Raw genomic sequence first — 23,514 nt, 5'->3', positions numbered from 1 at the left:
TGGTTGAATTGACGCGATGGAGGCATCATTACGCCTGTGCTTGACGGGCGCCTTCAATCCTCAAGGAGACATCGAGCGCTTCACGGGAGATCCCGTAATAGCTGCCTCTGACGGGAGCCGCATCAAGATAATCGAGCCCAACCGCGATGCGGACGTAGTGTTCCGTTGCGGAAACAGCGTTGGTCGGGTCGAAACTGACCCATCCCAGGCCCCCGATATGGGCCTCGGCCCAGGCATGACCGGCCTCTTGGTTGATCTGGTCAGGCCTGTGCAGATAGCCCGACACGTAGCGCGCCGGAATGCCAAGGCGGCGGGCGGCTGCCAGAAACACATGAGTGAAATCCTGGCAGACGCCATGCCCGGCCGAGAACGCCTCCGCGGCCGCCGTGGTGGCGTTGGTCACCTCCGTGTCGAAGCGCATGCGCGCCTTCAGCTCGCCCATAAGGGCATGGGCCTGCTCTAGGGGATTCGAGAGGTGCCCCGCGGCGGCCTCGGCGAATTCGACCATCGGCGCGTCGATCTGGGTGAGCGGGGTGTTGCGCAGATAGAACATCTCGGGAAAACGCTCGACGCCGCCGCGAATCACGCCTGCGGTGTCGGTGGTCTCGATCTCGCCGACGACCCTCAGGTTGATGAGATCGACGGGGCCGTGGGCGTACAGGCTGTGGGTGACGTTGCCGTACCAGTCCTCCCGGCGCATGAGGCGGGCGTCGCAATCTGCATCGATCCCCCAGGACAGCACCGTCTGTCCCTCATGATTGCCGGGCGTGAGGCGCAGGATCTGAATCGCCGACTTCACGGGCTCGCTGTAGCGGTAGGTGGTCTGGTGGGTGATCCGAATGCGCATGATCAGCACAGATACTGGTTGGTGATGGTGTGTCCGAGCCGGTTGTTCTCGTGAATGAAGTCCTGAAGAAACTCGTGAAGGCCGTGCTGGAAGATGTCGTTGATCGTCCGGTTGGTGAGGCGCGCATGGGAGGCTCTGGCCTGCCGCTGCGCGTTTCCGGTCGTGCCGTAGCGGTGGGCGATATCGTCCAGATGACGGGAGAGCGCCGCGTAGCAGGCGGCGAGCGAGCGCGGCATCTCCTCCCGGAGGATCAGGAGATCGGCCACAAGCCACGGCCTCAGGTTCTGGTGATAGACCCACTGGTAGCTCACCAGCGCCGAAACGGAACGCAGGATCGCGGCCCACTGGTAATAGTCGATCCCGCCGCCGACCTCCGCGTCCTGCGGCAGCAGCACGTGGTATTTCACATCCAGCACCCGCGCGGTGTTGTCGGCCCTTTCGATGTAGACCCCAAGACGGGAAAACCAGTAGGCGTCGTTGCGCAGCATGGTGCGAAGCGCCGAGCCGTCGTAGCGCAGGGAGGTCTCCTTCACCAGGTTGAGGAACCGGGGCAGGTCCTCGACGCGGATCCGCTTGGCCTTGAATCGGCGCAGATCGAGCCAAGCTGAGTTGATCGCCTCCCACATTTCCGACGTCAGCGCTCCGCGAACGGACCGGGCATTATGCCGGGCGGTGTCGAAGCAGCATTGAATGCTGGACGGATTGGTCTCGGAAAAGGCCAGGAACTCGATGACCCGCTCGGGCGTGATCTCGACGTCCCCATAGGCTTCCAGGAACTGATCCATGCTGCCGGCGGTGACAAGCGCCGATTCCCACTCGTTGCTGTTGACGCCGTGATAGGAGATCGGCATCGACGCCATGCGATAGGCCACATCGAGGATCCGGGCCGTGTTCTCGGCGCGCTCCACATAACGTGAGAGCCAATAAAGGCTGTCGGCATCACGGCTGAGCACGGAAACGCTCCGGTTGGGACAAGTGACTCATTCGCTCAACACCCAGGTGTCCTTGGTGCCGCCGCCTTGGCTCGAATTCACCACCAGGGAGCCGGGCTTGAGCGCCACCCGGGTCAGGCCGCCCGGCACGATCCGGACGCCGTCACGGCCGGTGAGAACGAAAGGCCTCAGGTCCACATGGCGCGGGGCAAGGCCGCTTTCTGTGAAGACCGGGCTCGTGGACAGCGCCAGGGTGGGCTGCGCGATGTAGTTGTCGGGACTGGCGAGGACGAGCCTGCGAAAATGCTCCCGCGCCTCTTGGGTGGCGTGGGGCCCGACAAGCATGCCGTAGCCGCCCGAGCCGTTGACTTCCTTCACGACGAGCTCGTGCAGGTTGTCCGCCACGTAGGACAGGGCCTCCTTCTCGCGGCAGCGCCACGTGGGCACGTTCTTGAGGATCGGCTCCTCGCCCATGTAGAAGCGAACGATGTCGGGCACGTAGCTGTACATGGCCTTGTCGTCGGCCACTCCCGTTCCGGGCGCGTTGGCGATGGCCACGTTGCCCGCCCGGTAAGCCGCGATCAGCCCCGGCACGCCCAACGCCGAATCGGGCCTGAACACGAGCGGATCGAGGAAATCGTCGTCGATGCGGCTGTAGATCACGTCGACGCGCTTCGGGCCCTCCGTCGTGCGCATGAAGACGACTTCGTCGCGCACGAAGAGATCCCGCCCCTCGACCAGCTCCACGCCCATCCGGTCGGCCAGGAAGCTGTGCTCGTAATAGGCGCTGTTGAGGGAGCCTGGAGTCAGCAGGACGACGGTGGGTTGGGCCGAGCTGGTTGCGGGTGCCACCGATTTCAACGTGCCAAGCAGTTCGTCCACGTAATTCTCGATGGGACGGATGCGTTGCATCGCCATGAGATCGGGAAAGAGCCGCAGCATGACCTCCCGGTTCTCCAGCATGTAGGAGACGCCGGAAGGGGTCCGCAGATTGTCCTCGAGCACATAGAAATCGTCGCCGTCGACCCGCACCACGTCGATGCCCGCCACCTGAACGTAGATGCCGCCGCGAAGCGCCAGTCCGTTCATCTGCGGGCGGTAATAGGGATTTTGGAACACGAGTTCCGGCGGGATGATGCCGGCGCGCAGGATTTCGCCAGGACCGTAGATGTCTTGCAGGAAAAGATTGAGCGCCTTGACCCTCTGTTCGAGGCCGCGGGTCAGGCGAGCCCATTCATGCCCGGCGAGGATGCGCGGAATGATGTCGAAGGGGATAAGCCGTTCTTCCGCCTCCGCATTGCCATAGACCGCGAAGGTGATGCCGACCTTTCGGAAGAGGAGCTCGGCCTCCTCGCGGCGGTGTTCCAGAAGCTGAGGGGGCGCGGACTTCAGCCATTCCTGGAGCACCTGATAGGCGTCCCGACACTGGCCGTCGGACCCATTCATCTCATCGAAAATCGATCTGTCCGTCACCGGGTATCCGTCACCCTCTCGAGCCTGCCTGCGGCGCAGGGGCTCTGCGTCACCAGCATATCAATAAAACTTAGAGTTCTGAACCGTTTGAGTTCAATGGGAATCAGGAATCGTCCAAGGCAACGACGGATGAGAAAATGAGCAGCTGCGCAATAACTGGGCAACGCCTCTGGAGTGGCTGCCGTCAGCCCGCGAGAGCGAACTCCAGCAGCAGCGTTCGCTGGAACCAGTTGAAGTTGTTGTCGGAGATCATGGTCAAGATCGTTTCGCCGGCTTCCCGGTGAACCGCGAGCCCTTCCATGTTGTCGATCTGCTGCGACGCATCGCTTTCGAAGATCACGTCTCCGTCTACGAGGGCGCCTGGCCGGATGGCCGTGCGGGCGATCCGGCGCAGGCGGATACGCAGCCAGTCGAGAACCGAAAAGCGTCGCTCCAGGAGCAGCATCTCGCCACTGGGTAGAAAGGCCAAGTCCGAGATATCGTAGCCTGCCGTGCGCACAACCTCGAATGTGCCCGCCTGCGATCCGGTCAGGATGAATCCCTTGGTGGGCGTATCGTCGAACCAGCCGGAGCGCTCCGCGACCGCCACGAGGGAACCCGCGAGGGGCGAGCGTGCGGGCGCTATGCCGATGGCCTCCAGGCCGCGATTGCCCGGCAGACCCGACAGCTCTTCCGGAACCGCAATCGGCGCGCCCTCGCCCAGAGACCCGTCACGATGCCGATCGAAACGGATGACCCCATGGCTGCGCTCGACGCCCATAAAGGCGGCCCCGCCTGAGGCCGTGAGGCTTTCGGTGTCGTAGAAACGGCTCCGTCGCAGAGGTTTTCCGCCATCGAGAAGCAGGGGCGCCAACACCGTGCCGGACAGGCCAGAAAGACGCCCGTCGGCAGTCTCCACACGGGCTTTCAGCCACTGGGAATTATCCGCCACCGCAACCAGATCCCGCCCGTCGCGGGAGCGCCAGAGGGCGGAAAAGCCGCCGAACCGCTTATCGGTCGACCGCAGGTCGAGTCCCGACCGGAACAGGAGAGCCCCGAACCGGGACCGGTCCGGGTCCGCGGCGGACAGCCTGTCGATGGGCACGGCCTCGATCGCCATGGCGGTAGGCTGCTCAAGGGCCTGCGGACGCCGTGACAGGGCCCGGCTTGCAACGGCCGTGGCCGCGAGTGCGCCGCCGCCGATCAGAAGGGATCGCCGGCTGAGCCTCAAGCAAAGGCCCGGCGCTGAGGAGCGCGGCCCGTGGGCGTCTGGTTTTCCTCGAAGAGCTCCGCAAGCTTCTCGGTCATCACGCCTCCGAGTTCCTCCGCGTCCACGATGGTGACCGCGCGGCGGTAATAGCGCGTCACGTCGTGTCCGATGCCGATGGCGATGAGTTCCACAGGCGAGCGGGTCTCGATCTCTTCGATGACGAAGCGCAGGTGGCGCTCGAGGTAGTTGCCCGGATTGACCGAGAGCGTCGAGTCGTCGACCGGCGCGCCGTCGGAGATCACCATCAGGATCCGCCGCTGCTCGGGCCGGCCGAGAAGGCGCTTGTGAGCCCAGTCCAGCGCCTCGCCGTCGATGTTCTCCTTCAGCAGTCCCTCGCGCATCATCAGGCCCAGGTTCTTACGGGCGCGCCGCCAGGGTGCGTCGGCGGACTTGTAGATGATGTGCCGCAAGTCGTTGAGGCGGCCGGGATTGGCCGGCTTGTTGCTCTGGAGCCAGGACTCACGCGCCTGCCCGCCCTTCCAGGCGCGGGTGGTGAAGCCCAGGATCTCGACCTTGACGCCGCAGCGCTCCAAGGTCCGGGCCAGGATGTCGGCGCAGGTGGCCGCCACCGTGATGGGACGCCCGCGCATGGAGCCGGAATTGTCGAGGAGCAGGGTCACCACCGTGTCGCGGAAGTTCGTGTCCTGCTCCTGCTTGAAGCTGAGGGGCTGGAACGGATCCATGACGATGCGGGGAAGCCGCGCGGGATCCAGGGTCCCCTCCTCGAGGTCGAATTCCCAGGACCGGTTCTGCTGCGCCATGAGGCGGCGCTGGAGACGGTTCGCCAAGCGTCCCACCACCCCCTGGAGGTGGGCAAGCTGCTTGTCGAGATAGGCCCGCAGGCGCGTTAGCTCGTCGGAGTCGCAGAGATCTTCCGCGTGGATGACCTCGTCGAACCTGTTCGTGAAAGCCTTGTAGTCGGGTCCGCGCGGCTCGTTGGACCGGGACGGGGGACGCCACGATTCGGCTGCATCCTGAGAATCGGCTTCGTCGGCCTCTTCGGGCATTTCGCCCGATGGGCCGTCCGCATCCTCACTCGCGCCCTCCTCCATCTCGTCGCTGGCGTCCTCGCTGACCTCGACCTCGGCCCGGTCGCCCTGCGCCTCCTTCTCGGACTCGCCCTCGCCCTGCTGCTGGTCCTCTTGGGACTCGTTCTCCTCCTGGCTCTCGTCGTCTTCCGGGTTGAGGGCCGATTCATCGGCCATGTCCAGGGAGGAGAGAAGCTCGCGGATGTTGCGGGCAAAGTCGCGCTGGCTCTCGATGTTCTTGAGAAGGCCGTCGAGATCGCGCCCAGCCCGATCCTCGATGAAGTCGCGCCAGAGCTCGACGATCTTGGTGGCGGCCGGCGGGGGCCTTTCGCCCGTCAGGCGCTCGCGCACCAGGAGCGCGATGGCGTCTTCGAGGGGCGCGTCGGCGCGGTCGCTGATGTTCTCGTATTTGCCCCCGCGATGATAGCGGTCCTCGAGCATCGCCGAGATGTTGGAGGCCACCCCCTTCATCCGGCGGGAGCCGATGGATTCCACCCGAGCCTGCTCGACCGCGTCGAACACCGCGCGGGCGGCTTGGCCGTCCGGCGCGAGCCGGCGATGGAGCGCCGTATCGTGACAGGCAAGGCGAAGCGCCATTGCGTCCGCGTTGCCGCGCAGGATCGCCACGTCGTGGGAGGTCAGCCGCCGGGGCGGCTCCGGCAGGCGCGCCTTGTCGCCCATGAGGGCCGGACGGTCGGACGCGAACGTCACCTCCAAGTCCTGCTTGCGGGCGATGGCCTTCATGGTGCCGGCGATGGAGCGCTTCAGCGGCTCCGCCGGCGCTTCCTTTTTCTCACCCGGCTTTCGGTTTGAGATGGACATCTCACCTCCCCTGTCATCCCCGCGAAGGCAGGGATCCATCACCTCCGACAGAGCCAATCCGGGCGCTGCCGGCCTTCATGGATTCCGGGCTCGGCTGTGCCGCCCCGGAATGACGTTGGTTTACGACAGAGCCATGTTCACGGCGCTTTCCGGCAGGTCCTTGCCAAAGGAGCGCTGGTAGAACTCGGCCACCAGGGCGCGCTCGAGTTCGTCGCACTTGTTCAGGAAGGTCACGCGGAACGCGAAGCCCGTATCGCCGAAGATCTCGGCGTTCTCCGCCCAGGTGATCACCGTGCGCGGGCTCATGACGGTCGAGAGGTCGCCGTTCATGAAGGCGCTGCGCGTGAGATCGGCCACGCGCACCATCTTGTTGACGATGTCGCGCCCTTCCGGGTTTTCCTGATAATGCTTTGCCTTGGAGAGGACGATGTCCACCTCCTTGTCGTGCGGCAGGTAGTTCAGGGTCGTGACGATGGACCAGCGGTCCATCTGGCCCTGGTTGATCTGCTGCGTGCCGTGATAGAGGCCGGACGTGTCGCCGAGGCCCACCGTGTTGGCGGTGGAGAACAACCGGAAGGCCGGATGAGGCCGGATCACCCGCTTCTGGTCGAGAAGCGTGAGCTTGCCCGACTGCTCCAGGATGCGCTGGATCACGAACATCACGTCGGGGCGGCCGGCGTCGTACTCGTCGAACACCAGCGCCACGTTGTTCTGCAGCGCCCAGGGTAGAATTCCGTCCTGGAAGGCGGTGACCTGCTTGCCTTCCTTCAGCACGATGGCGTCCTTGCCGACGAGGTCGATGCGCGACACGTGGCTGTCCAGGTTGACGCGGATGCAGGGCCAGTTGAGGCGGGCCGCGACCTGCTCGATATGGGTCGACTTGCCGGTGCCGTGATAGCCCGTGATCATCACGCGGCGGTTGCGGGCAAAGCCTGCCAGGATCGCCAGGGTGGTCTCGCGATCGAACAGATAATCCGGATCAAGATCCGGCACGTGCTCTTCGCTTTGGGAAAAGGCCGGGACCTCCAAATCCGAGTCGATGCCGAAGACCTGTCGCACGGACACCTTCATGTCCGGTGTTTGGGTCGCTGTCTCGGTTAGTGCCGTCATAGGGGCCTCTCGGTCGGATTTGGAATGCTTCGTGTGTGTCGGTGCCATGAGCTTCTTAACGCCCAAGGCGGCATGGTGCAATTTCTTGAGAGATTAACAGGGTTGCATCGACTGGCCTGCTCTCAGCACAGGCCTGCCGTCTTGAGGATGTCATGCGCCTTGATGATGTCGCGCAGGCGCTCCTCGAAGGAGCGGTCGCCGCCATTGGCGTCCGGGTGGAACTGCTTCACCAGGGCCTTGTACTGGGCCTTGATGGCGGCCTTCTCGGCGGTCTCGTCGAGACCCAACACATCCAGCGCCCGTCGCACCGCCCCCGTATAGCGCGGCTGCTTGGGCTCCGCTTGCGCCCGGCGCTGGCGCCCTTGCGTGAAATCCTCACCCCGCAGGATGCCCAGGGGATCGGAATAGGCCCATTCGCGCGTTTCAGGCGCGGCGTCCGCACTCCCGGCCTTGGCGGAGGAGTTCACCCCCATGGCCCAGGTCGGACGGTGCCCGATGATGGCGTCTTTCTGATAGGCCGCCACCGCGTTGTCGGACATACCGGCGAAATAGTTGTACGACGCGTTGTACTCGCGCACATGCTCGAGGCAGAAGCGCCAGTACTGCCCCTCGTTGTCCCGTCCCTTCGGGGCGCGATACTGCCCTTCCGCCTTGCAGGACGGATGCTCGCAAGCGGGCCCTTTGGCGTCGCGCGGCTCGTCGCAGGACGGCTTGATGCGGATGCGGTCGAAAAGAGGCGAATTGAGATCCATGATACAGCGATTATGAGTGGCCTGAGGCCCGGAGCCAAGGCCTCAGCGCTTTTCGCCGCAGACCCGTTCAAAAAGGTTTACCAAAGCATGACCCTGACCGCCTGGATCACCGAAGAACTAACGCAGCGCCTACACCCTGCCGAACTCACCGTCACGGACGAGTCGCAGCAGCATTTCGGTCATGCGGGGTGGCGCGAAGGCGGGGAAACTCACTTCCGTCTTTATATCGTGTCGGAAGCCTTCATCGGCAAGAGCCGAGTCGAGCGTCACCGCCTCGTGAACGAGGTTCTGAGCGGGGCGTTCGCCCGGGGCCTGCATGCCCTCGCCATTCAGGCGAAGGCCCCGGGGGAGTAGGTCTTTCCCGAAGGGACTACTTGATTCGCTCGAGCACGCTCACGTAGTTGGCAACGGCCGCGCCGCCCATGTTGAAGACGCCGCCCAGAACAGGGTTCTTCACCTGGATGCCGCCCGCCTCCTCGCAGAGCTGCATGGCCGAAAGCGCATGCATGGACACGCCGGTCGCCCCGATGGGGTGCCCCTTGGCCTTGAGGCCGCCGGATGGGTTCACCGGAAGCTTCCCGTCCCGGTTTGTCCAGCCTTCCTTGATGGCAGTGGCGCCCTGCCCCCGGGGCGTCAGGCCCATGGCCTCGTATTCGAGGAGTTCGGCGACGGTGAAGCAGTCGTGGGTTTCCACGAAGGAAAGGTCCGTCAGCTCGATTCCGGCCTGGTCGAGAGCCCGCCGCCACGCTTCCGCACAGCCCTCGAACTGGATGATGTCGCGCTTGGACATGGGCAGGAAGTCCTGCGCATGGGCGGTGGCCCGGAACGCAACGGCGCGGGGCATGCGCAGGGCCGTCTCCGTGTCGGCCAGCACGAGCGCCGCAGCGCCGTCGGATACCAGCGAGCAGTCGGTGCGCTTCAAGGGGCCCGCCACGAAGGGGTTCTTGTCGCTCTCGGCCCGGCAGAAGTCGAAGCCAAGATCCTTGCGCATCTGCGCGTAAGGATTGTCGACGCCGTTCTTATGATTTTTGGCCGCAATCATGGCCAGCGCATCGGACTGGTCGCCGTAGCGCTGGAAGTACCGGCCGGCGATCTGGCCGAACACCCCTGCGAACCCACCCTGGGTCTCTCCGTCCTCCTTGAGATAGGACGCCTTGAGGAGGATGTTGCCGATCTCGGGGCCGGGGGTCCGCGTCATCTGCTCGACGCCGACCACCAGAACGGTCTTGGCGCGCTTGGCCTCAATGGTCTTGATGGCTTGGTGCACGGCGGCAGAACCGGTCGCACAGGCGTTCTCGACCCGAGTCGCCGGCTTGAAGCGGAACCTGTCGCTGGCCTGGAACACCAGGGAGGCGGTGAAATCCTGAGCCGAGAAGCCGCCGTTGAAGTGACCGAGCACCACCTCGTCGATATCCTCGGGCCCGAGGCCCGCATGCTCCAGGGCCTCGTTGGTCACGCGCACGATGAGGCTCTCCACCGTCTCGGTGTCGAGCTTGCCGAAGGGCGTATGAGCCCAGCCGACGATGCAGGCTGTCATGGGGTTTCCTCGCGAATCTGTCCTTGAACACGAAAATGGGGTCGTTCATGGAACGCAGCAAGAGAAGAGTGCCGCCTGCAAGCGCACGAAAGGTGTTTGAGGGAGCGGAACGGTCTTGTCTCTGGTCGGCCCCTCATGCTCCTTAGAGTGTATTCAGATGAGGCCTCCCATGCGCTTGTGCGTCTTTTGCGGCTCCAACCCGGGCCATGATTCGTCCTATCTCGAGGCGGCCCGCGCGTTGGGCGAGACCTTGGCCCGGGAGAAGATCGAGCTTGTCTATGGCGGCGCCTCGGTCGGCCTCATGGGGGCGGTTGCGGATGCGGTGAGCGCGGGCGGCGGGACCGTGATCGGCGTGATGCCTCAGGCCCTAGTCGATAAGGAAATCGCCCATAAGGGATTGAGCGACCTGAGGATCGTCGGCTCCATGCACGAGCGCAAAGCCCTGATGGCCGAGCTTGCGGATGGGTTCGTGGCCCTGCCCGGCGGTCTCGGGACGTTCGAGGAGCTGTTCGAGGTCTGGACCTGGGCCCAGCTCGGCTATCACCGCAAGCCATGCTCGCTTCTCAACGCGAGCGGCTTCTATGACAAGCTTACGGACTTCCTCGACGACGTGGTCGAGCGCGGCTTCGTAAAATCCATCCACCGCTCCATGCTCATCGTCGAGCAAGATCCAACCGCTCTCATCGCAGCCATCCGGGCCTACGAGCCGCCGGTCGTGGATAAATGGATCAAGGCCGGGGAGCGGTGATCGGCACAGGGGCAGCCAATCCCCGGCTGCGCCCTGAAAATCATTCCTGCGACAGCAGCAGGAGCGCCACGCCGCCGACGATCAGCCCCATGCCGAGGATTTCACGCCGGGTCGTCGCCTGGGCCAGGAAGTGGTGGGACACGGCCTGCGCCATCAGCACCTCGACGAGGGCAAGGGTGCGCACGTTCGCGGCAGTGGTCAGGGCGAATCCGAGAAACCAGAACTGGGACGCAAGCGCCCCCAGGAATCCTGCCCCCAGGGAGGGCCGCCAGGCCCCGAAGCTGGCGATGAGCGCCTTCCGGTCGAAAAGGCCAAGCCAGACGAGCAGGATTCCCGTCTGAAGGCCGAGTCCCCAGACAAGGGTGGTGGTCGCCCGCATCAGCGAGGACCCGTCGGGCAGCGACAGAATGGCCCCGCGAAACCCGATCGCCGCCAAGGCAAAGAAGGCGCCCGATGCGATGCCGAAGAGCACCGGCCTCACGCCTCCCGAGGTCAGGCTGGTGCCGGGCTTCACCGACATCACCACGACCCCGAGCGTCGCGATGACGATGGCGAGCGCTGTTGCGGGTGTCAGGCGGTCGCCGAGCAGAACGAGGCCGAACAGAGCCACCTGCACGGGCTCGGTCTTCGTATAGGCGGTCACGATGGAGAAGGCGCGCTCCCGCATGGCCGAGAGCATGAGCGCGGTCGCGAGGATCTGCGCCACGGCGCCGGCGAGAATATAGGCGAAGAACGCCGCGTTTGGACCTGGAACGGTTTCGGACGTTATTAGGGTCACGATGGCGAGAGCCAGGAGGGCGAACGGAAACCCGTAGAGAAACCGAACCTGCGTGGCTCCTACGGTCCCGATCTGCTCCGTCAGCCGGCGCTGGGTTGCATTGCGGCCGGTCTGGGCGGCGGCGGCGGCCAGCGTCACGGGGATCCAGAGGAGGGATAAATTCATGTGCAATCTTTAAACCGCGCGGCTCTTGCCACTCTCTTGCCATGGAATCTTATACAAAGGGAGAACTGGGATGGACGATAAATGCCCTCAACCCTGGCCAAATCCGGGGTAAGGGTCTAAAAACAGCCCAGCTGGCACAAGCGGGACCGTTATTATGCCATCTTTCAATCTTGCCTCTATGGAGCCGTTCCGCATGAACGTAAGCCGAGCCCTTCGCCTGACTGCCTTCGCCATCGCGGCTCTTGTGAGCGGGTCGGCACTGGCAGCGAGCCCGGCTCTGGTGGTCGAAGTCGAGTCCGGCCGCGTGTTGCACGCGGAGCGGGCGACCGATCCCTGGTTTCCCGCCTCCGTCACCAAGCTGATGACCGCCTACGTGGTCCTCGAGCAGGTCCGCGCCGGCCAGTTGAGCATGGAAAAGCTCCTGACCGTCTCGGAGAACGCAGCCTCTCAGCCCCCGTCCAAGATGGGCTTCAAGCCCGGCACCGAAATCCGCCTCGACAACGCCCTCAAGATTCTGATGGTCAAGTCCGCGAACGATATCGCGACGACTATCGCGGAGAATATCGGCGGCTCCGTCGACGGCTTCGCGGAGATGATGAACGAGACCGCCATGCGGCTCGGCATGAAGAACAGCCACTTCGCCAATCCGCACGGCCTTCCCGACGAGCGCAATCAAACCACGGCGCGCGACATGGCGATCCTCGCCCGCGCACTCCTGCTTGAGTTCCCCAACCAGCAGAACCTGTTCCATATCGGGGCCATTCAGTTCGGCCGCCGGATCATGCGCAACACCAACGGCCTCATCGGCCGCTATCCTGGCGCAGACGGCATGAAGACCGGCTTCATCTGTTCGTCCGGCTTCAACGTGGTGGCCAGCGCCACCCGCAACGGCCGCCACCTCATCACGGTGGTGTTCGGCGCGCCCTCCGCCAACGAGCGCACCATGAAGGCCGCCGAGCTGTTCGATCGGGGCTTCAGCAGCTCCGTGAACTTCACCAATCCGGTCCTGACCGCGCTGCCGGCCTCTTCGTTGACGACCCCGCCGGACATGCGGTCGGTCATCTGCGACAGGCGCGGCCCGATGCCTCAAGAAGAGGACAGCCCGGCGGCGGTCGCCGAAGGCGAGACGAGCGCGCCGAATCTGTTCTCGTCGAGCGTGATGGCGTTCGCCGGCGGAACGACGCAGCCCATGCGCACCACGCTTCTGCCGCGCACGGCGGTCGAGCCGGAGCGGATCTGGGTTGGCCTCACGCCGCCGTCGGAGGCCGATCTTGCCGCTGAGGCCGCCAAGGAAAAGGCTGCGGCCGAGAAGGCTCGCAAGAGCAAGGCGACCGCCAAGTCCAAGAAGGGCTCCGCGGCTAAGGACGCCAAGGAAGCCTCGAGCGACGACGCCGAGGTCAGCGCCGACGACGAGAAGGCCTCCACCAAGGAGGCGGTGAAGACCAAGGGCAAGAACGGGTCCCGCGTCAGCGTTACGCTGAAGCCCTTGACCAAGGACACCAAGGAAAAGGCCCCCGCGACGAAGCCCCAGGCCTCCGTGGCCGAAAAGGCCAAGCCGGCCAAGGTCGATGCGGCCGCCAAGCCGAAATCATCCAAGAACTGACCCTGGACACACTGACCCTTGAGCCGGGCTTTCTCTGGTTAGGAGAACGCCCGGCTCAGGCGCGACGCCGATCGGCGGGTCTCTTCGAGCCGGACTGGCCTTGCAATCGAAGACAATCCGGGCGAACGGTGCGGGCCTGAACCCGATTGCGCCCATGACCCAAGCTTCTCCCCAAGCCGCGCCCCACTCCTCTCCGCTGGCTCCCCCGGCCTTCGGACTGCTCTTCGCTCTCGGCTCCGCCTCCTTCTACGGCCTCAACATCGTATTTGCCCGGCTGGCCTCGTTCGCCGGGATCAGCGGCTCGACCGTCGTGACCTATCGAGTGCTCCTGATGCTGGTGCTCGTGGGGGCCTTCGCCCTGCTGGCGCGGCGATCCCTGGCCATGGCCCGGGACGAGCGGGGCACGATGCTCGTGCTCGGGATCTCCACCACTCTCGTGGGCATCTGCTACCTGTCGTCCGTGGCCTACATTCCGGTCACGGTGGCGGTCGTGGTGTTCTACACGTTCCCGATCCTCATCGTTCTAGCCAGCCCGTTCGTGGAGCGAACGAAACTCACGCCCGCGCTTCTGGGCGTTGCGGCCCTGGCGCTGACCGGCGTTGCGATGGTGGTCGGCCCAGCGTTCGGTGGGCTCGACTGGCGCGGCCTCGCCCTGGCGTTCGGCGCGAGCATCGCGACCGCGACCCAGTTCTTCGCAGCCGCCCGCTGCCGCAGAACCGGCGTCGTGGCCAAAGTCTTCTGGATCCATCTTCTGGTTCTGCCCACCTCGGTGGCGATCGGCTGGGTGGCGGGGCAGCTTGGTCCGCCATCGAGCCTGGGGCTTGCGCCTTATGCGATTGCCATGACGATCGGCGGCTATGTGATCGGCTTCATGCTTCAGTTTCTCGCCCTGGGGCGCATCACGGCGGTTGCAGCCGGGATCATCTATTGCGCCGAACCCGTGGTGGCGGCCGTTTCATCGGCGGTCATCCTGGGGGAGACCTTCACCATCGTGCAAATGGCCGGCGGCGCTCTGGTGCTGTCAGCCATCGTCGCCAATGTGGCGCTGGAGCAGCGCCGCATGAGGCGCTCGCCCGCCTTGACCGCCGCGGAGTAACACCATGCAGACGCCACCAGCCCCCCTGCCGCTCACCGTTCTGACGGGCTTTCTCGGCGCCGGCAAAACGACGCTTCTCAACCGCCTGCTCCAGGACCTGGCGCTTCACGACACGGTGGTGATCATCAACGAGTTCGGCGAGATCGGGCTCGATCACCTGCTCGTCGAGAAGGTCGACGAGGGCATGGTTCTCCTCTCCGCCGGTTGCCTCTGCTGCACCGTGAGAGGCGACCTCATCGCCACTCTGGAAGATCTTCTGCGCAAGCGGGACAACGGGCGCATCACGCCGTTCCGCCGGGTGGTGATCGAGACGACCGGCCTCGCCGACCCGGCCCCGATCCTGCACGCGGTTCTGTACCATCCCTATCTGTCCATGCGCTACGCGGTGGAGGGCGTGGTGACGGTCGTCGATGCGGTGAACGGATCGGCGACCCTCGACGCCTATGTGGAGGCCGCAAAACAGGCGGCCGTGGCCGAGCGCATCGTTCTCGCCAAAGCGGATCTCGTCACGGATCAGGCGGATCTGGCCCGCTTGCGCCAGAGACTTCGCGATCTCAATCCCGGCGCGGCGATCCTGGCGGCGGACGCCCCTGCGGATGTCATCATTTCCGGCGGCCTCTTCGACCTTGAGGGCAAGATTGCGGACGTGGCCGAGTGGCTAAAAGCCGAGGCCGTCGAGGAGGCCGAGCACAGGAGTCACGCCCATCAGCATGGGCATCATCATCACGGGCATGGGCACGCCCACGAACACCATCACGACGTAAACCGCCACGACGAGCGTATTCGCGCCTTCTGCCTGACCAGCGACCAGCCGGTTCCCCAGGGCACGCTCGACATGTTTCTCGATCTCCTGCGCTCGTCACAGGGTGCGAAGCTTCTGCGGATAAAGGGCCTCGTGGCCCTCGCGGAGGATCCGGAGCACCCGGTCGTCATTCACGGCGTCCAGCACGTGATCCATGTGCCGGCGATTCTGCCACGCTGGCCGAGCGAGGACCGCCGAAGCCGCATCGTGTTCATCGTGGACGACCTCGACCGCAGCGTCGTGGAAGGGCTCTGGAATGCGTTTCTGGGCCGGCCCGGCATCGACCAGCCTGACGCGGCGGCGCTGTCGGACAACCCGCTGTCGCTGAGGCGCTAGAGCCTCAGGCGTTCGCCATCTGGGAGCGCTGCGCCCAGCCGGTCATCGACTGCTCGATGAGCGCAGTGATCACGTACATGACGACGCCGAGCACGGCGAGCACCACGAGAGCCGCCCAGACCAGCGGCACCTCGAAAGCCGCCGATGCCCGCGTCAGCAGGTTGCCGATTCCCACATTCGAGGCGTTCTGCTCGCCGATGACCGAGCCCACATAGGCGAGCGTGATCGCCACTTTCAGGGAACCGAAGAAATACGGCATGGCGCGCGGCAGGCCGACCTTCAGGATGATATCGCGCTTCGAGGCGCCCAGCGCCCGCAGCACATCCTCCATCTCGGGCTCCACTGTCGAGATGCCGGTCGCCACGTTCACCACGATGGGAAAGAACGAGATGAGGAACGCCGTCATGACCGGCGGCACCCACCCGACCCCGAACCAGAACACCAGGATCGGCACAACGGCCACCTTCGGGATCGAGTTGAAGCCGACGAGAAGCGGATAGGTGCCCGCATTGATGAGCCGGGATGCGCCCAGCACCATGCCGAGCAGGAGACCGAACACCACCGCGAGGCCAAATCCCGCAATCGTCATCCAGAGAGTGTGCATGGCGTGATAGGCGAGCTGGTTCCGGTATTCCCAGATTGCCAGCAGGATGGTGGACGGGGCGGGCAGCACGAAGCTGGACACGCCGAAGAGGCGGCAGATCAGTTCCCACAGACCGAAGAACCCGATGGTGAAGATCCATGGCGCTAGGGTAAGCTGACGTTTGATGGGCATGGGCATCCTCACGCGGCCATGCGGGCCTGCGCGATATGCCCGCGCAGCTCGTGGACGAGGGTCGTGAACTCCGGCGTGTAGGTGATTTCGAGGTCTCGCGGTCGTGGGAAGTCCACCTCGCGTTCGGCCACGATGCGTCCGGGGCGCGCGCTCATGCAGAAGATCCGATCCGCCAGGAACGCCGCCTCGCGCAGATCGTGCGTGACCAGGATGACCGTGACGGGACTTGCCGCATGCAGGTCGCGGATCACGCACCACAGCTCCTCGCGGGTGAAAGTGTCGAGCGCGCCGAAGGGCTCGTCGAGCATGAGAAGCTTCGGCTCGTGGATCAGCGCCCGGCACAGGGACGCGCGCTGCTGCATGCCCCCCGACAATTGCCACGGAAATTTATGCCCCTGCCCTTTCAGGCCCACCTGGGCCAGGAGCTTTTCGACCTTGGCGACGTACTCGGCCTTGTGCCTGCGCAGCTTTGATCGATGGGGCTCCACGATTTCGAGCGGCAGAAGAATGTTGTCGAGGGTGGTGCGCCAGGGCAGCATGGTCGGGTTTTGAAACGCCATGCCGGCGAGCTTCACCGGCGCGGTCACCTGCTTGCCGTCTACGATGACCGTGCCTTTTATGGGAAACTGCAGGCCGGTCGCGAGCTTCATCAACGTGGACTTTCCGCAGCCCGACGGGCCGACGATGGCGGCGAACTCGCCCTCCCGCACCGCAAGATTGAGGTGCTCGACCGCCGCAGCGCCGTCTTCCGTCCGAGCGTAAACGTGCGTCACGTCGTGAATATCGACGAATTTTTTCATGGAAACAGGATGCCCGGAATGAAAAAGGCCCGATCACTGGATCGGGCCTGCAAGATCAGTTCACCTTCCGCTGGTCGGCAGCGGGAAGAAACTGCTCGGTGAAGACATCGTCCACGTTCGGCTTCGCCTTATAGGTAAAGGTCAGGCCGATTTGGTCGAGGGACTTCGCGAAGCGCTCCTTGTCGATGCCGCCGAAGCCGTTGGTCTTGACCCATGGGGTCAGCATGTTCTGCTCCAGCACCATCTTGAGGCGCTCCAGCTCCACATCCTTCTTGGCCACGTCGTTGCGCTTGATGACCGCGTCGACGGCGCTCGACGGGTCCTTCACGGTATCCTGCACGCCCTTCATGATGGCCCGCAGGAGGCCCTTCACGGCCTCGGGCTTCTCGGCGGCGAATTTCGGCGACACGATGATGGTGTTGCCGTAGAGATCCACGCCGTAATCGCTCATCAGCATGACGACGATGTCATCCGTCGGCACCCCGCGGGACTTCAGGTTGATGTAGGACGACATGGAGAAGCCGAAGACGGCGTCCACCTCTCCTTGAGCCAACATGGGCTCGCGGACGGGAAAGCCCACATTCTCGAACTTCATGCTGGAATCATCGATCTTGTTGACCGACTTGAAGATCGGCCACTGGGCAAAAGCCCCATCGGCGGCGGGCGCCCCGAAGGTCTTGCCCTGAAGGCTCGACGCCTCCTTGCTGATGCCCCGGCTCTTGCGGCCGATGATCGCGAAGGGCGGCCGGTCGTAGATCACCATCACGGCCTTGATGTCGGTTCCGGGATTCTCGTCGCGGAAGCGCACGAGGGAGTTTACATCGCCGAAGCCCACATCGTAGGTGCCCGACGCCACGCGGGAGATCGGCTCGCGGGAGCCGGCCGCAGGATCGATGGTCACGTCGAGGCCCTCAGCCTTGAAGTAGCCCTTGTCGAGGGCGACCGCGAAGGGAGCCGCAGGCCCCTCCCATCGCCAGTCGAGGCTGAAGCGCACGGGCGTCTGCGCCTGCGCGGCTGCCGAGCCGAGAAGTGCGAACGCGCCCACGAGCACCCCCCTGATCCATCGGGCCTGTGTCGAACGAGCGGACGTCATTACCATTACCTCTGTTATCACTTGGGCCCAGTGCAGGGCCGCCTGTCGAGAGCGGCGGCATTGCCGGGCCTTTTTCCTGTTGCGCACATGCAAGCAGAACTGCGTCGGGCGTCAAGGCTCCGCCTGTACAAGAAAACGACATCGGATGCCCAAGTTCAGGTCTTGACGCCCAAAATGTCCCTTCCTACCTGAATACCATCGGCGACCGGGCCCCTCTGGCGAGCGCATCCATGCGCTCGCGATGTCGGAGTCGATGCTTGAACAGAAGCAATCATAGGTCCGGTTATGCCAGAATTCCTCTTGTTGGAATGGCTGGGAAAGCCCGTCTGGATGTGGACGGCTTTCTTGAGCCTTATCGTCTTTCTCCTCGCTTTCGACCTTGGCGTCCTCAACAGGAAGGACAAGGAGCTGGGAGTAGCGCAGAGCTTGTGGCTCTCTGCTTTCTATATCGGCATCTCGGTCGCGTTCGGCGTCTATCTCTGGTGGGCGTTCGAAAACGGCCTTCTCGTCACTGAAGACGGGAGTCATGCCGGAATCGCCTATTTCACGGGCTTCTTCATCGAGAAATCCTTGTCCATCGACAACGTGTTCGTGATCTCGCTGATCTTCGGCTATTTCGCGATCCCGAGGGCCTACCAGTATCGCGCGCTCGTGTGGGGCATCATCGGCGTTATCGTGCTGCGTGGCATCATGATCGCGCTCGGCGCCGCTCTGGTGCAGGAATATGCCTGGATTCTCTATGTCTTCGGCGCCTTCCTCATCATCACGGGCATCAAGATGCTCTTCCTGCCGGAGAGCGATCCCAATCTCGAACAGAACCGCATGATCGGCTTCCTGAAGAGGCACATGCGCGTGACGGATCGCCTCCACGCCCAGCACTTCTTCGTGCACGGACCGGATCCGAAAACCGGTAAGGTCGTGCTTTGGGCGACGCCGCTCTTCCTGGCGCTGGTGGTGATCAACGTCGCGGACCTGATCTTCGCTGTGGACTCGGTGCCGGCGATCTTTGCCATCACGACAGACACCTTCGTGGTCTACACGGCCAACATCATGGCGATCCTCGGGCTGCGCGCCCTCTACTTCGCGCTTGCCGCGATGGTGCACCGGTTCCACTATCTGAAATACGCCCTTGCGCTCGTTCTCGTGTTCATCGGCGGAAAGATCTTCTGGAACCAGATCGTCGGAAAGGTCGATCCGACCATATCCCTCGGCGTGACCCTCACGCTCATCCTGGGCGGCGTGTTCTACTCGCTCTGGAAGACGAAGGGTGAGCGGATGATCGCTGCCGAGTAGCCGCGACACCAACCTACGGCAGTGCGCTCCGGCCCGGGTCGGAGCGCACGCTTGCATAAACGCTAAACAGGCAGGATCCCGTCGCTCTTGACCTCCTCCATCACCGCATAGGTGCGGGTTTCCTTGACGCCCGGGAGCGCCAGGAGGATCTCGCCCAGGAAACGGCGATAGGCGGCCATGTCGGCAACACGGGTCTTGACCAGATAGTCGAACCCTCCCGCCACCATGTGGCATTCGAGAACCTCCGGCGCGCGCCGAACGGCTGCGGCGAACTTCTCGAAGACGTCGGGTGTCGTCTTGTCGAGGGACACCTCGACAAAAACCAAAAGCTCCAAGCCGAGCCGGTGCGGGTCGAGCCGGGCTCCGAACCCAGCGATATAACCCTCCCGCTGAAGGCGCTTCATTCGCTCGCTCGTCGAGGTGGGCGACAGCCCCACCTTCTCGGCCAGATCGACGGTTGCGATCCGCCCATCCTCTTGGAGGCATTTAAGGATCTTGCGATCAATCCGGTCGATTTCCGCCATTGTCACGGCCCTTTGCCAACTTTGCCTTTATATCTACGGATAAACTAGAAATATTGCCATCGAAACGCGGATGCCTCCTGGGTATATTTCCGGAACTGGAGGACACCATGACCCTGAACTCGCAGCCCGCTGCCCCCTTCAATCCCCCTTATGCGGAAGACGACAAGGCTATCGCGGCCCGGCTTCTGGCCAACTCGCGCCTATCTCCCGAGCGGGAGCACCGGGTGGACCAGCGCGCCAAGCGGCTGATCGAGGCCATCCGAGGCAAGGGCGGCGGCCTGGGCGGCGTCGAAGAGATGCTGAGGGAATATTCCCTGTCCACCAAGGAGGGATTAGCCCTCATGGTGCTGGCCGAAGCGCTGCTGCGCGTGCCCGATTCCGCCACAGCCGACAGGCTGATCGAGGATAAGCTCGGACAGGGCAACTTCGCCGACCATGAAGCGAAATCCGATGCCTTCCTGGTCTCGGCCTCCGCTTGGGCGCTGGGCATCACGGCACGGATCATCCAGCCTGGCGAAACCCCGGAAGGGATTTTGCGCCAACTCACCAAGCGCCTTGGCCTGCCGGCGGTGCGCACTGCGACGCGACAGGCCATGCGGGTCATGGGCAACCACTTCGTGCTCGGCCAGACCATCGACGAGGCGCTCAAGCGCGCAAGCTCCGGCAAGGGGCGGCTCTACCGCTATTCCTTCGACATGCTGGGCGAAGGCGCCCGCACGGCGGAGGACGCCAGGCGCTATTACGACTCATATGCGTCCGCGATCGACGCCATCGGCCGCTCCGCCGGCAATGAGCCCTTGCCTGATCGACCGGGTATTTCAGTCAAGCTTTCAGCCCTGCACCCACGCTACGAGGCGACAAGCCGCGAACGGGTAATGCGTGAACTCGTGCCGCTTGTCATCGCACTGGCCCAGAAGGCCAAGTCCCACGACCTCAACTTCACCATCGATGCGGAAGAAGCCGATCGTCTCGAGCTCTCCCTTGAGGTGATCGAAGCGGTTCTGGCCGATCCATCCCTTGCGGGCTGGAGCGGTTTCGGACTCGCGATCCAGGGCTACCAGAAGCGCGCGGGCGCGGTGATCGACGCCATCGGCGCCATGGCCGAGCGGTACGACCGGCAGATGATGGTGCGCTTGGTCAAGGGCGCCTACTGGGACACGGAGGTGAAGCGCGCACAGGAGCGTGGGCTGGACGATTATCCGGTGTTCACCCGCAAGGCGATGACGGATCTGAATTATGTCGCCTGCGCCGAAAAGCTGCTGGCTCAGCGTCCGCGCATCTATCCGCAATTCGCCACTCACAATGCGCTGACGGTTGCGTCCATTATCGAGCGCGCCGGCGGGACCGATGGCTACGAATTCCAGCGTCTGCACGGCATGGGCGAGGCGCTCTATGGTCGCCTGCTCGAAGGCGAGCCAGGCTTGGCCTGCCGGGCCTACGCGCCGGTGGGCGGCCATCGCGATTTGCTAGCTTATCTGGTGCGGCGTCTTTTGGAGAACGGTGCGAACTCGTCCTTCGTGTCCGTAGCGGCCGATCCATCCGTGCCGGTCGAGACACTGCTGAAGCGCCCTGCCGACATCATCGTGTCGGCAGATCGCGCGCGCCACCCGAAAGTGCCGCTTCCCCGCGATCTCTACGGGTCAGGGCGGCCGAATTCCCGGGGCGTGGAGTTCGGGCATCGCGCCTCTCTCGAAGCTCTGCTCGGTGAAATCGGACGGAGCGCTCGACAGCCTTTCAAGGCAGAGCCCCTGATCGACGGAAAAGCCGCGTCGGGCGAAGTCTGTCGAATCGTCAGTCCCATCGACTGCGCCACTGGGGTGGGCGAAGTCGTGGAAGCCGCCGCTGAAACAGCCGACAGGGCCATGGCTGCCGCGCAGGCAGGTTTCGTCGGCTGGAGCCGCACCGCGGCCGAGACACGCGCGAAGGCTCTGATGCGAGCAGCGGATCTTCTGGAGGAACGTCGCGGGGCTCTGCTGCATCTGCTGCAGGCCGAAGCAGGCAAGACCCTTGACGACGCCATGTCCGAAGTGCGCGAGGCGGTTGATTTCTGCCGCTACTACGCTGCCCAGGGTCGCACCCTGTTCGGCAGCGGGGACGCGATGCCGGGCCCGACCGGCGAGAGCAATGTGCTGCGTCTTCGCGGACGGGGCGTTTTCGTGGCCATCTCGCCCTGGAATTTTCCCCTCGCGATTTTCCTCGGGCAGGTCTCCGCGGCTCTCATGGCGGGCAACGCCGTCGTGGCAAAGCCCGCTGAGCAAACGCCGCTGGTCGCCGCGCTCGCGGTCCGGCTGCTGCACGAAGCGGGTGTGCCGCAATCCGCCTTGCATCTCGTGCCAGGCGACGGACGCGTGGGCGCCCGTCTGGTGGAACATCGGGATGTGGCGGGTGTGGTCTTCACCGGATCAACGGAAGTGGCGCGGCTCATCAACCGCACCCTTGCGATGAAGGACGGCCCCATCGTGCCGCTGATCGCCGAGACCGGTGGCATCAATGCCATGATCGTGGATGCCACGGCCTTGCCGGAGCAGGTGGCGGACGATGTGGTGATGTCCGCGTTCCGCTCGGCCGGACAGCGTTGTTCGGCCCTGCGTCTGCTGTGCGTCCAGGAGGACGTGGCGGACCGCATGATCGAGATGATCGCCGGTAACGCGCAGGAACTGAAAATCGGGGATCCGCGTGAGATCGATGCCCATGTGGGACCGGTGATTGACCGTGACGCGAAGGAAAAGCTCGACGCGCATGTGAGCGCCATGAAACAATCCGCGAAGGTGCACCATGCGGGCGATGCTCCCGCGGCCGGCACCTATGTGGCGCCGCATATCTTCGAGTTGAACAGGCCGCACGATCTGGCCGAGGAGGTGTTCGGCCCGGTTCTGCATGTGGTCCGCTACAAGGCAGATAAATTGGAGGATGTGCTGGAATCCATCGAGGGCACAGGCTACGGCCTGACCCTTGGCGTGCATTCGCGTATCGATGCCACTGTCGAGCATGTGATCGAGCGGCTGTCGGTGGGCAACGTGTATGTGAACCGCAACATGATCGGGGCGGTCGTGGGCGTGCAGCCGTTCGGCGGGCACGGGCTCTCGGGAACGGGTCCGAAGGCGGGAGGTCCGCATTATCTCCTGCGCTTCGCCACCGAGCAGACGGTCACCATCAACACGGCGGCGGCCGGCGGCAATGCAAACCTGATCGCCATGGGAGAGTGAGCCCCGCCCTCAGCGATTGGTCACGAACGGGAATGTCTCGATGTGCTCCCACGGTCCGCCGAGGTAGCGCCAGAGGCTCATTCCTTCGGCCACAACGGAAAATGCCGCGAAGCCTCGGCTGAGGTCTGCGAGCAGAGTCCGTGCGGCGTCCGGCTCCACCTTGTTTTGGACCGTGACGTGAGGCTGATGCTTTTGCCGGTCCTGCAAGGTGAGCCAAAGCGCCCATCTCATGGCGAGCGCCCGGCGGAAGGCGCTGAGCGTTTGTGACTCGAAGGTGTAGGCCACGCCGCGTCCGAGCGAGCGGAGGCCCGTCACATGGATGGGAAACGGCGGCTGCGCCGCAGCGGCGTCCATGATGTCCTGGACGAGGACGTCGTGCTGATCTGCCGGGAGCTTGTGAAACAGGGTCAGGTGCGCGGGGATCAGGTTCCGATCCGGCGGGAAGTAACGCCGCCGCTGCCGGTCGAAGAACGTGAAGGAACGCTCGTCCATGGCGAGCGTGAGAATCAGCGGCGCGTGCTCCGTCATGGCAAAGAAAAACCCGG

Annotated in this window: 21 protein-coding genes; 7 read left to right on the top strand and 14 right to left on the bottom strand. The window is 64.2% G+C overall.

What is annotated here, in order from left to right:
- Window positions 1-28 precede the first annotated feature (28 nt).
- The 7 genes from DRB19_RS02700 to DRB19_RS02670 all read right to left on the bottom strand — a co-directional run bounded on the left by DRB19_RS02700 (window position 29) and on the right by DRB19_RS02670 (window position 8,213).
- Complete coding sequence (locus DRB19_RS02700) at window positions 29-847, bottom strand: transglutaminase family protein (RefSeq protein ID WP_114184632.1); 819 nt, start codon at window positions 845-847, stop codon at window positions 29-31.
- Between the two features lie 2 nt (window positions 848-849).
- A complete protein-coding gene (locus tag DRB19_RS02695) occupies window positions 850-1,800 on the bottom strand; it encodes an alpha-E domain-containing protein (RefSeq protein WP_114184490.1) in 951 nt (316 codons plus the stop codon).
- 27 nt (window positions 1,801-1,827) lie between these two features.
- Window positions 1,828-3,225 carry a circularly permuted type 2 ATP-grasp protein gene (locus DRB19_RS02690; protein ID WP_114184631.1) on the bottom strand — a complete coding sequence of 466 codons (1,398 nt, stop codon included), beginning with the start codon at window positions 3,223-3,225 and terminating at the stop codon, window positions 1,828-1,830.
- A gap of 211 nt (window positions 3,226-3,436) precedes the next feature.
- On the bottom strand, window positions 3,437-4,462 hold the full coding sequence (locus DRB19_RS02685; RefSeq protein WP_245439243.1) for an esterase-like activity of phytase family protein: 1,026 nt from the start codon (window positions 4,460-4,462) through the stop codon (window positions 3,437-3,439).
- The gene (gene cobT, locus DRB19_RS02680; protein WP_114184629.1) at window positions 4,459-6,351 is read right to left on the bottom strand and encodes a cobaltochelatase subunit CobT; all 1,893 of its coding nucleotides are present in this window, start codon (window positions 6,349-6,351) and stop codon (window positions 4,459-4,461) included. Before cobT ends, DRB19_RS02685 begins: the two co-directional genes overlap by 4 nt.
- Window positions 6,352-6,471: 120 nt before the next feature.
- Complete coding sequence (cobS, locus tag DRB19_RS02675; protein ID WP_114184489.1) at window positions 6,472-7,461, bottom strand: cobaltochelatase subunit CobS; 990 nt, start codon at window positions 7,459-7,461, stop codon at window positions 6,472-6,474.
- A gap of 122 nt (window positions 7,462-7,583) precedes the next feature.
- Entirely contained in the window at window positions 7,584-8,213 is a 630-nt protein-coding gene (locus DRB19_RS02670) for a J domain-containing protein (protein WP_114184488.1), read from the bottom strand.
- An 87-nt stretch (window positions 8,214-8,300) separates the two neighbouring features.
- Here DRB19_RS02670 and DRB19_RS02665 point away from each other — a divergent pair, with 87 nt between their 5' ends.
- Window positions 8,301-8,567: a BolA family protein gene (locus DRB19_RS02665; protein ID WP_114184628.1), complete on the top strand. Its 267-nt coding sequence runs from the start codon at window positions 8,301-8,303 to the stop codon at window positions 8,565-8,567.
- Between the two features lie 16 nt (window positions 8,568-8,583).
- Here the strand turns inward: DRB19_RS02665 and DRB19_RS02660 are convergent, their stop codons facing one another.
- On the bottom strand, window positions 8,584-9,750 hold the full coding sequence (locus DRB19_RS02660) for an acetyl-CoA acetyltransferase (RefSeq protein WP_114184487.1): 1,167 nt from the start codon (window positions 9,748-9,750) through the stop codon (window positions 8,584-8,586).
- 169 nt (window positions 9,751-9,919) lie between these two features.
- Between DRB19_RS02660 and DRB19_RS02655 the strand changes: the two genes are divergently transcribed.
- Window positions 9,920-10,498 (top strand): LOG family protein, encoded by a 579-nt coding sequence (locus tag DRB19_RS02655; protein ID WP_114184486.1) that lies wholly within the window; start codon window positions 9,920-9,922, stop codon window positions 10,496-10,498.
- Window positions 10,499-10,538: 40 nt separating this feature from the next.
- Here DRB19_RS02655 and DRB19_RS02650 read toward each other — a convergent pair whose 3' ends face one another.
- Window positions 10,539-11,441, bottom strand: coding sequence for a DMT family transporter (locus DRB19_RS02650; protein WP_114184485.1), 903 nt, complete (start codon window positions 11,439-11,441; stop codon window positions 10,539-10,541).
- A 193-nt stretch (window positions 11,442-11,634) separates the two neighbouring features.
- Between DRB19_RS02650 and DRB19_RS02645 the strand changes: the two genes are divergently transcribed.
- From DRB19_RS02645 to DRB19_RS02635, 3 genes are all read left to right on the top strand, one after another.
- Window positions 11,635-13,044 carry a D-alanyl-D-alanine carboxypeptidase family protein gene (locus DRB19_RS02645; protein ID WP_114184484.1) on the top strand — a complete coding sequence of 470 codons (1,410 nt, stop codon included), beginning with the start codon at window positions 11,635-11,637 and terminating at the stop codon, window positions 13,042-13,044.
- A gap of 100 nt (window positions 13,045-13,144) precedes the next feature.
- A complete protein-coding gene (locus tag DRB19_RS02640) occupies window positions 13,145-14,140 on the top strand; it encodes a DMT family transporter (RefSeq protein ID WP_114184483.1) in 996 nt (331 codons plus the stop codon).
- Between the two features lie 4 nt (window positions 14,141-14,144).
- Window positions 14,145-15,278 (top strand): CobW family GTP-binding protein, encoded by a 1,134-nt coding sequence (locus DRB19_RS02635; protein WP_114184482.1) that lies wholly within the window; start codon window positions 14,145-14,147, stop codon window positions 15,276-15,278.
- Window positions 15,279-15,282: 4 nt separating this feature from the next.
- Here DRB19_RS02635 and DRB19_RS02630 read toward each other — a convergent pair whose 3' ends face one another.
- The 3 genes from DRB19_RS02630 to DRB19_RS02620 are packed head-to-tail and all read right to left on the bottom strand — an operon-like array spanning window position 15,283 to window position 17,946.
- Window positions 15,283-16,053 (bottom strand): ABC transporter permease, encoded by a 771-nt coding sequence (locus DRB19_RS02630; RefSeq protein ID WP_114184481.1) that lies wholly within the window; start codon window positions 16,051-16,053, stop codon window positions 15,283-15,285.
- Between the two features lie 8 nt (window positions 16,054-16,061).
- Window positions 16,062-16,853: an ABC transporter ATP-binding protein gene (locus DRB19_RS02625; protein WP_114184480.1), complete on the bottom strand. Its 792-nt coding sequence runs from the start codon at window positions 16,851-16,853 to the stop codon at window positions 16,062-16,064.
- A gap of 55 nt (window positions 16,854-16,908) precedes the next feature.
- Window positions 16,909-17,946 (bottom strand): ABC transporter substrate-binding protein, encoded by a 1,038-nt coding sequence (locus tag DRB19_RS02620; RefSeq protein WP_114184479.1) that lies wholly within the window; start codon window positions 17,944-17,946, stop codon window positions 16,909-16,911.
- 285 nt (window positions 17,947-18,231) lie between these two features.
- On the opposite strand from DRB19_RS02620, the gene DRB19_RS02615 reads away from it, so the two are divergent.
- Window positions 18,232-19,239, top strand: coding sequence for a TerC family protein (locus DRB19_RS02615; protein ID WP_114184478.1), 1,008 nt, complete (start codon window positions 18,232-18,234; stop codon window positions 19,237-19,239).
- Between the two features lie 62 nt (window positions 19,240-19,301).
- Here the strand turns inward: DRB19_RS02615 and DRB19_RS02610 are convergent, their stop codons facing one another.
- A complete protein-coding gene (locus tag DRB19_RS02610; protein ID WP_114184477.1) occupies window positions 19,302-19,763 on the bottom strand; it encodes an Lrp/AsnC ligand binding domain-containing protein in 462 nt (153 codons plus the stop codon).
- A gap of 107 nt (window positions 19,764-19,870) precedes the next feature.
- Between DRB19_RS02610 and putA the strand changes: the two genes are divergently transcribed.
- Entirely contained in the window at window positions 19,871-22,969 is a 3,099-nt protein-coding gene (gene putA / locus DRB19_RS02605) for a bifunctional proline dehydrogenase/L-glutamate gamma-semialdehyde dehydrogenase PutA (protein ID WP_114184476.1), read from the top strand.
- A gap of 9 nt (window positions 22,970-22,978) precedes the next feature.
- Here the strand turns inward: putA and DRB19_RS02600 are convergent, their stop codons facing one another.
- Window positions 22,979-23,497: a 2'-5' RNA ligase family protein gene (locus tag DRB19_RS02600; protein ID WP_114184475.1), complete on the bottom strand. Its 519-nt coding sequence runs from the start codon at window positions 23,495-23,497 to the stop codon at window positions 22,979-22,981.
- Window positions 23,498-23,514 lie beyond the last annotated feature (17 nt).

The organism is Microvirga aerophila, assembly GCF_003332305.1.
Classification (GTDB): domain Bacteria; phylum Pseudomonadota; class Alphaproteobacteria; order Rhizobiales; family Beijerinckiaceae; genus Microvirga; species Microvirga aerophila.
Note: the sequence above shows the minus strand (reverse complement) of the source record. Positions and strands in the feature narration are given on the sequence as shown.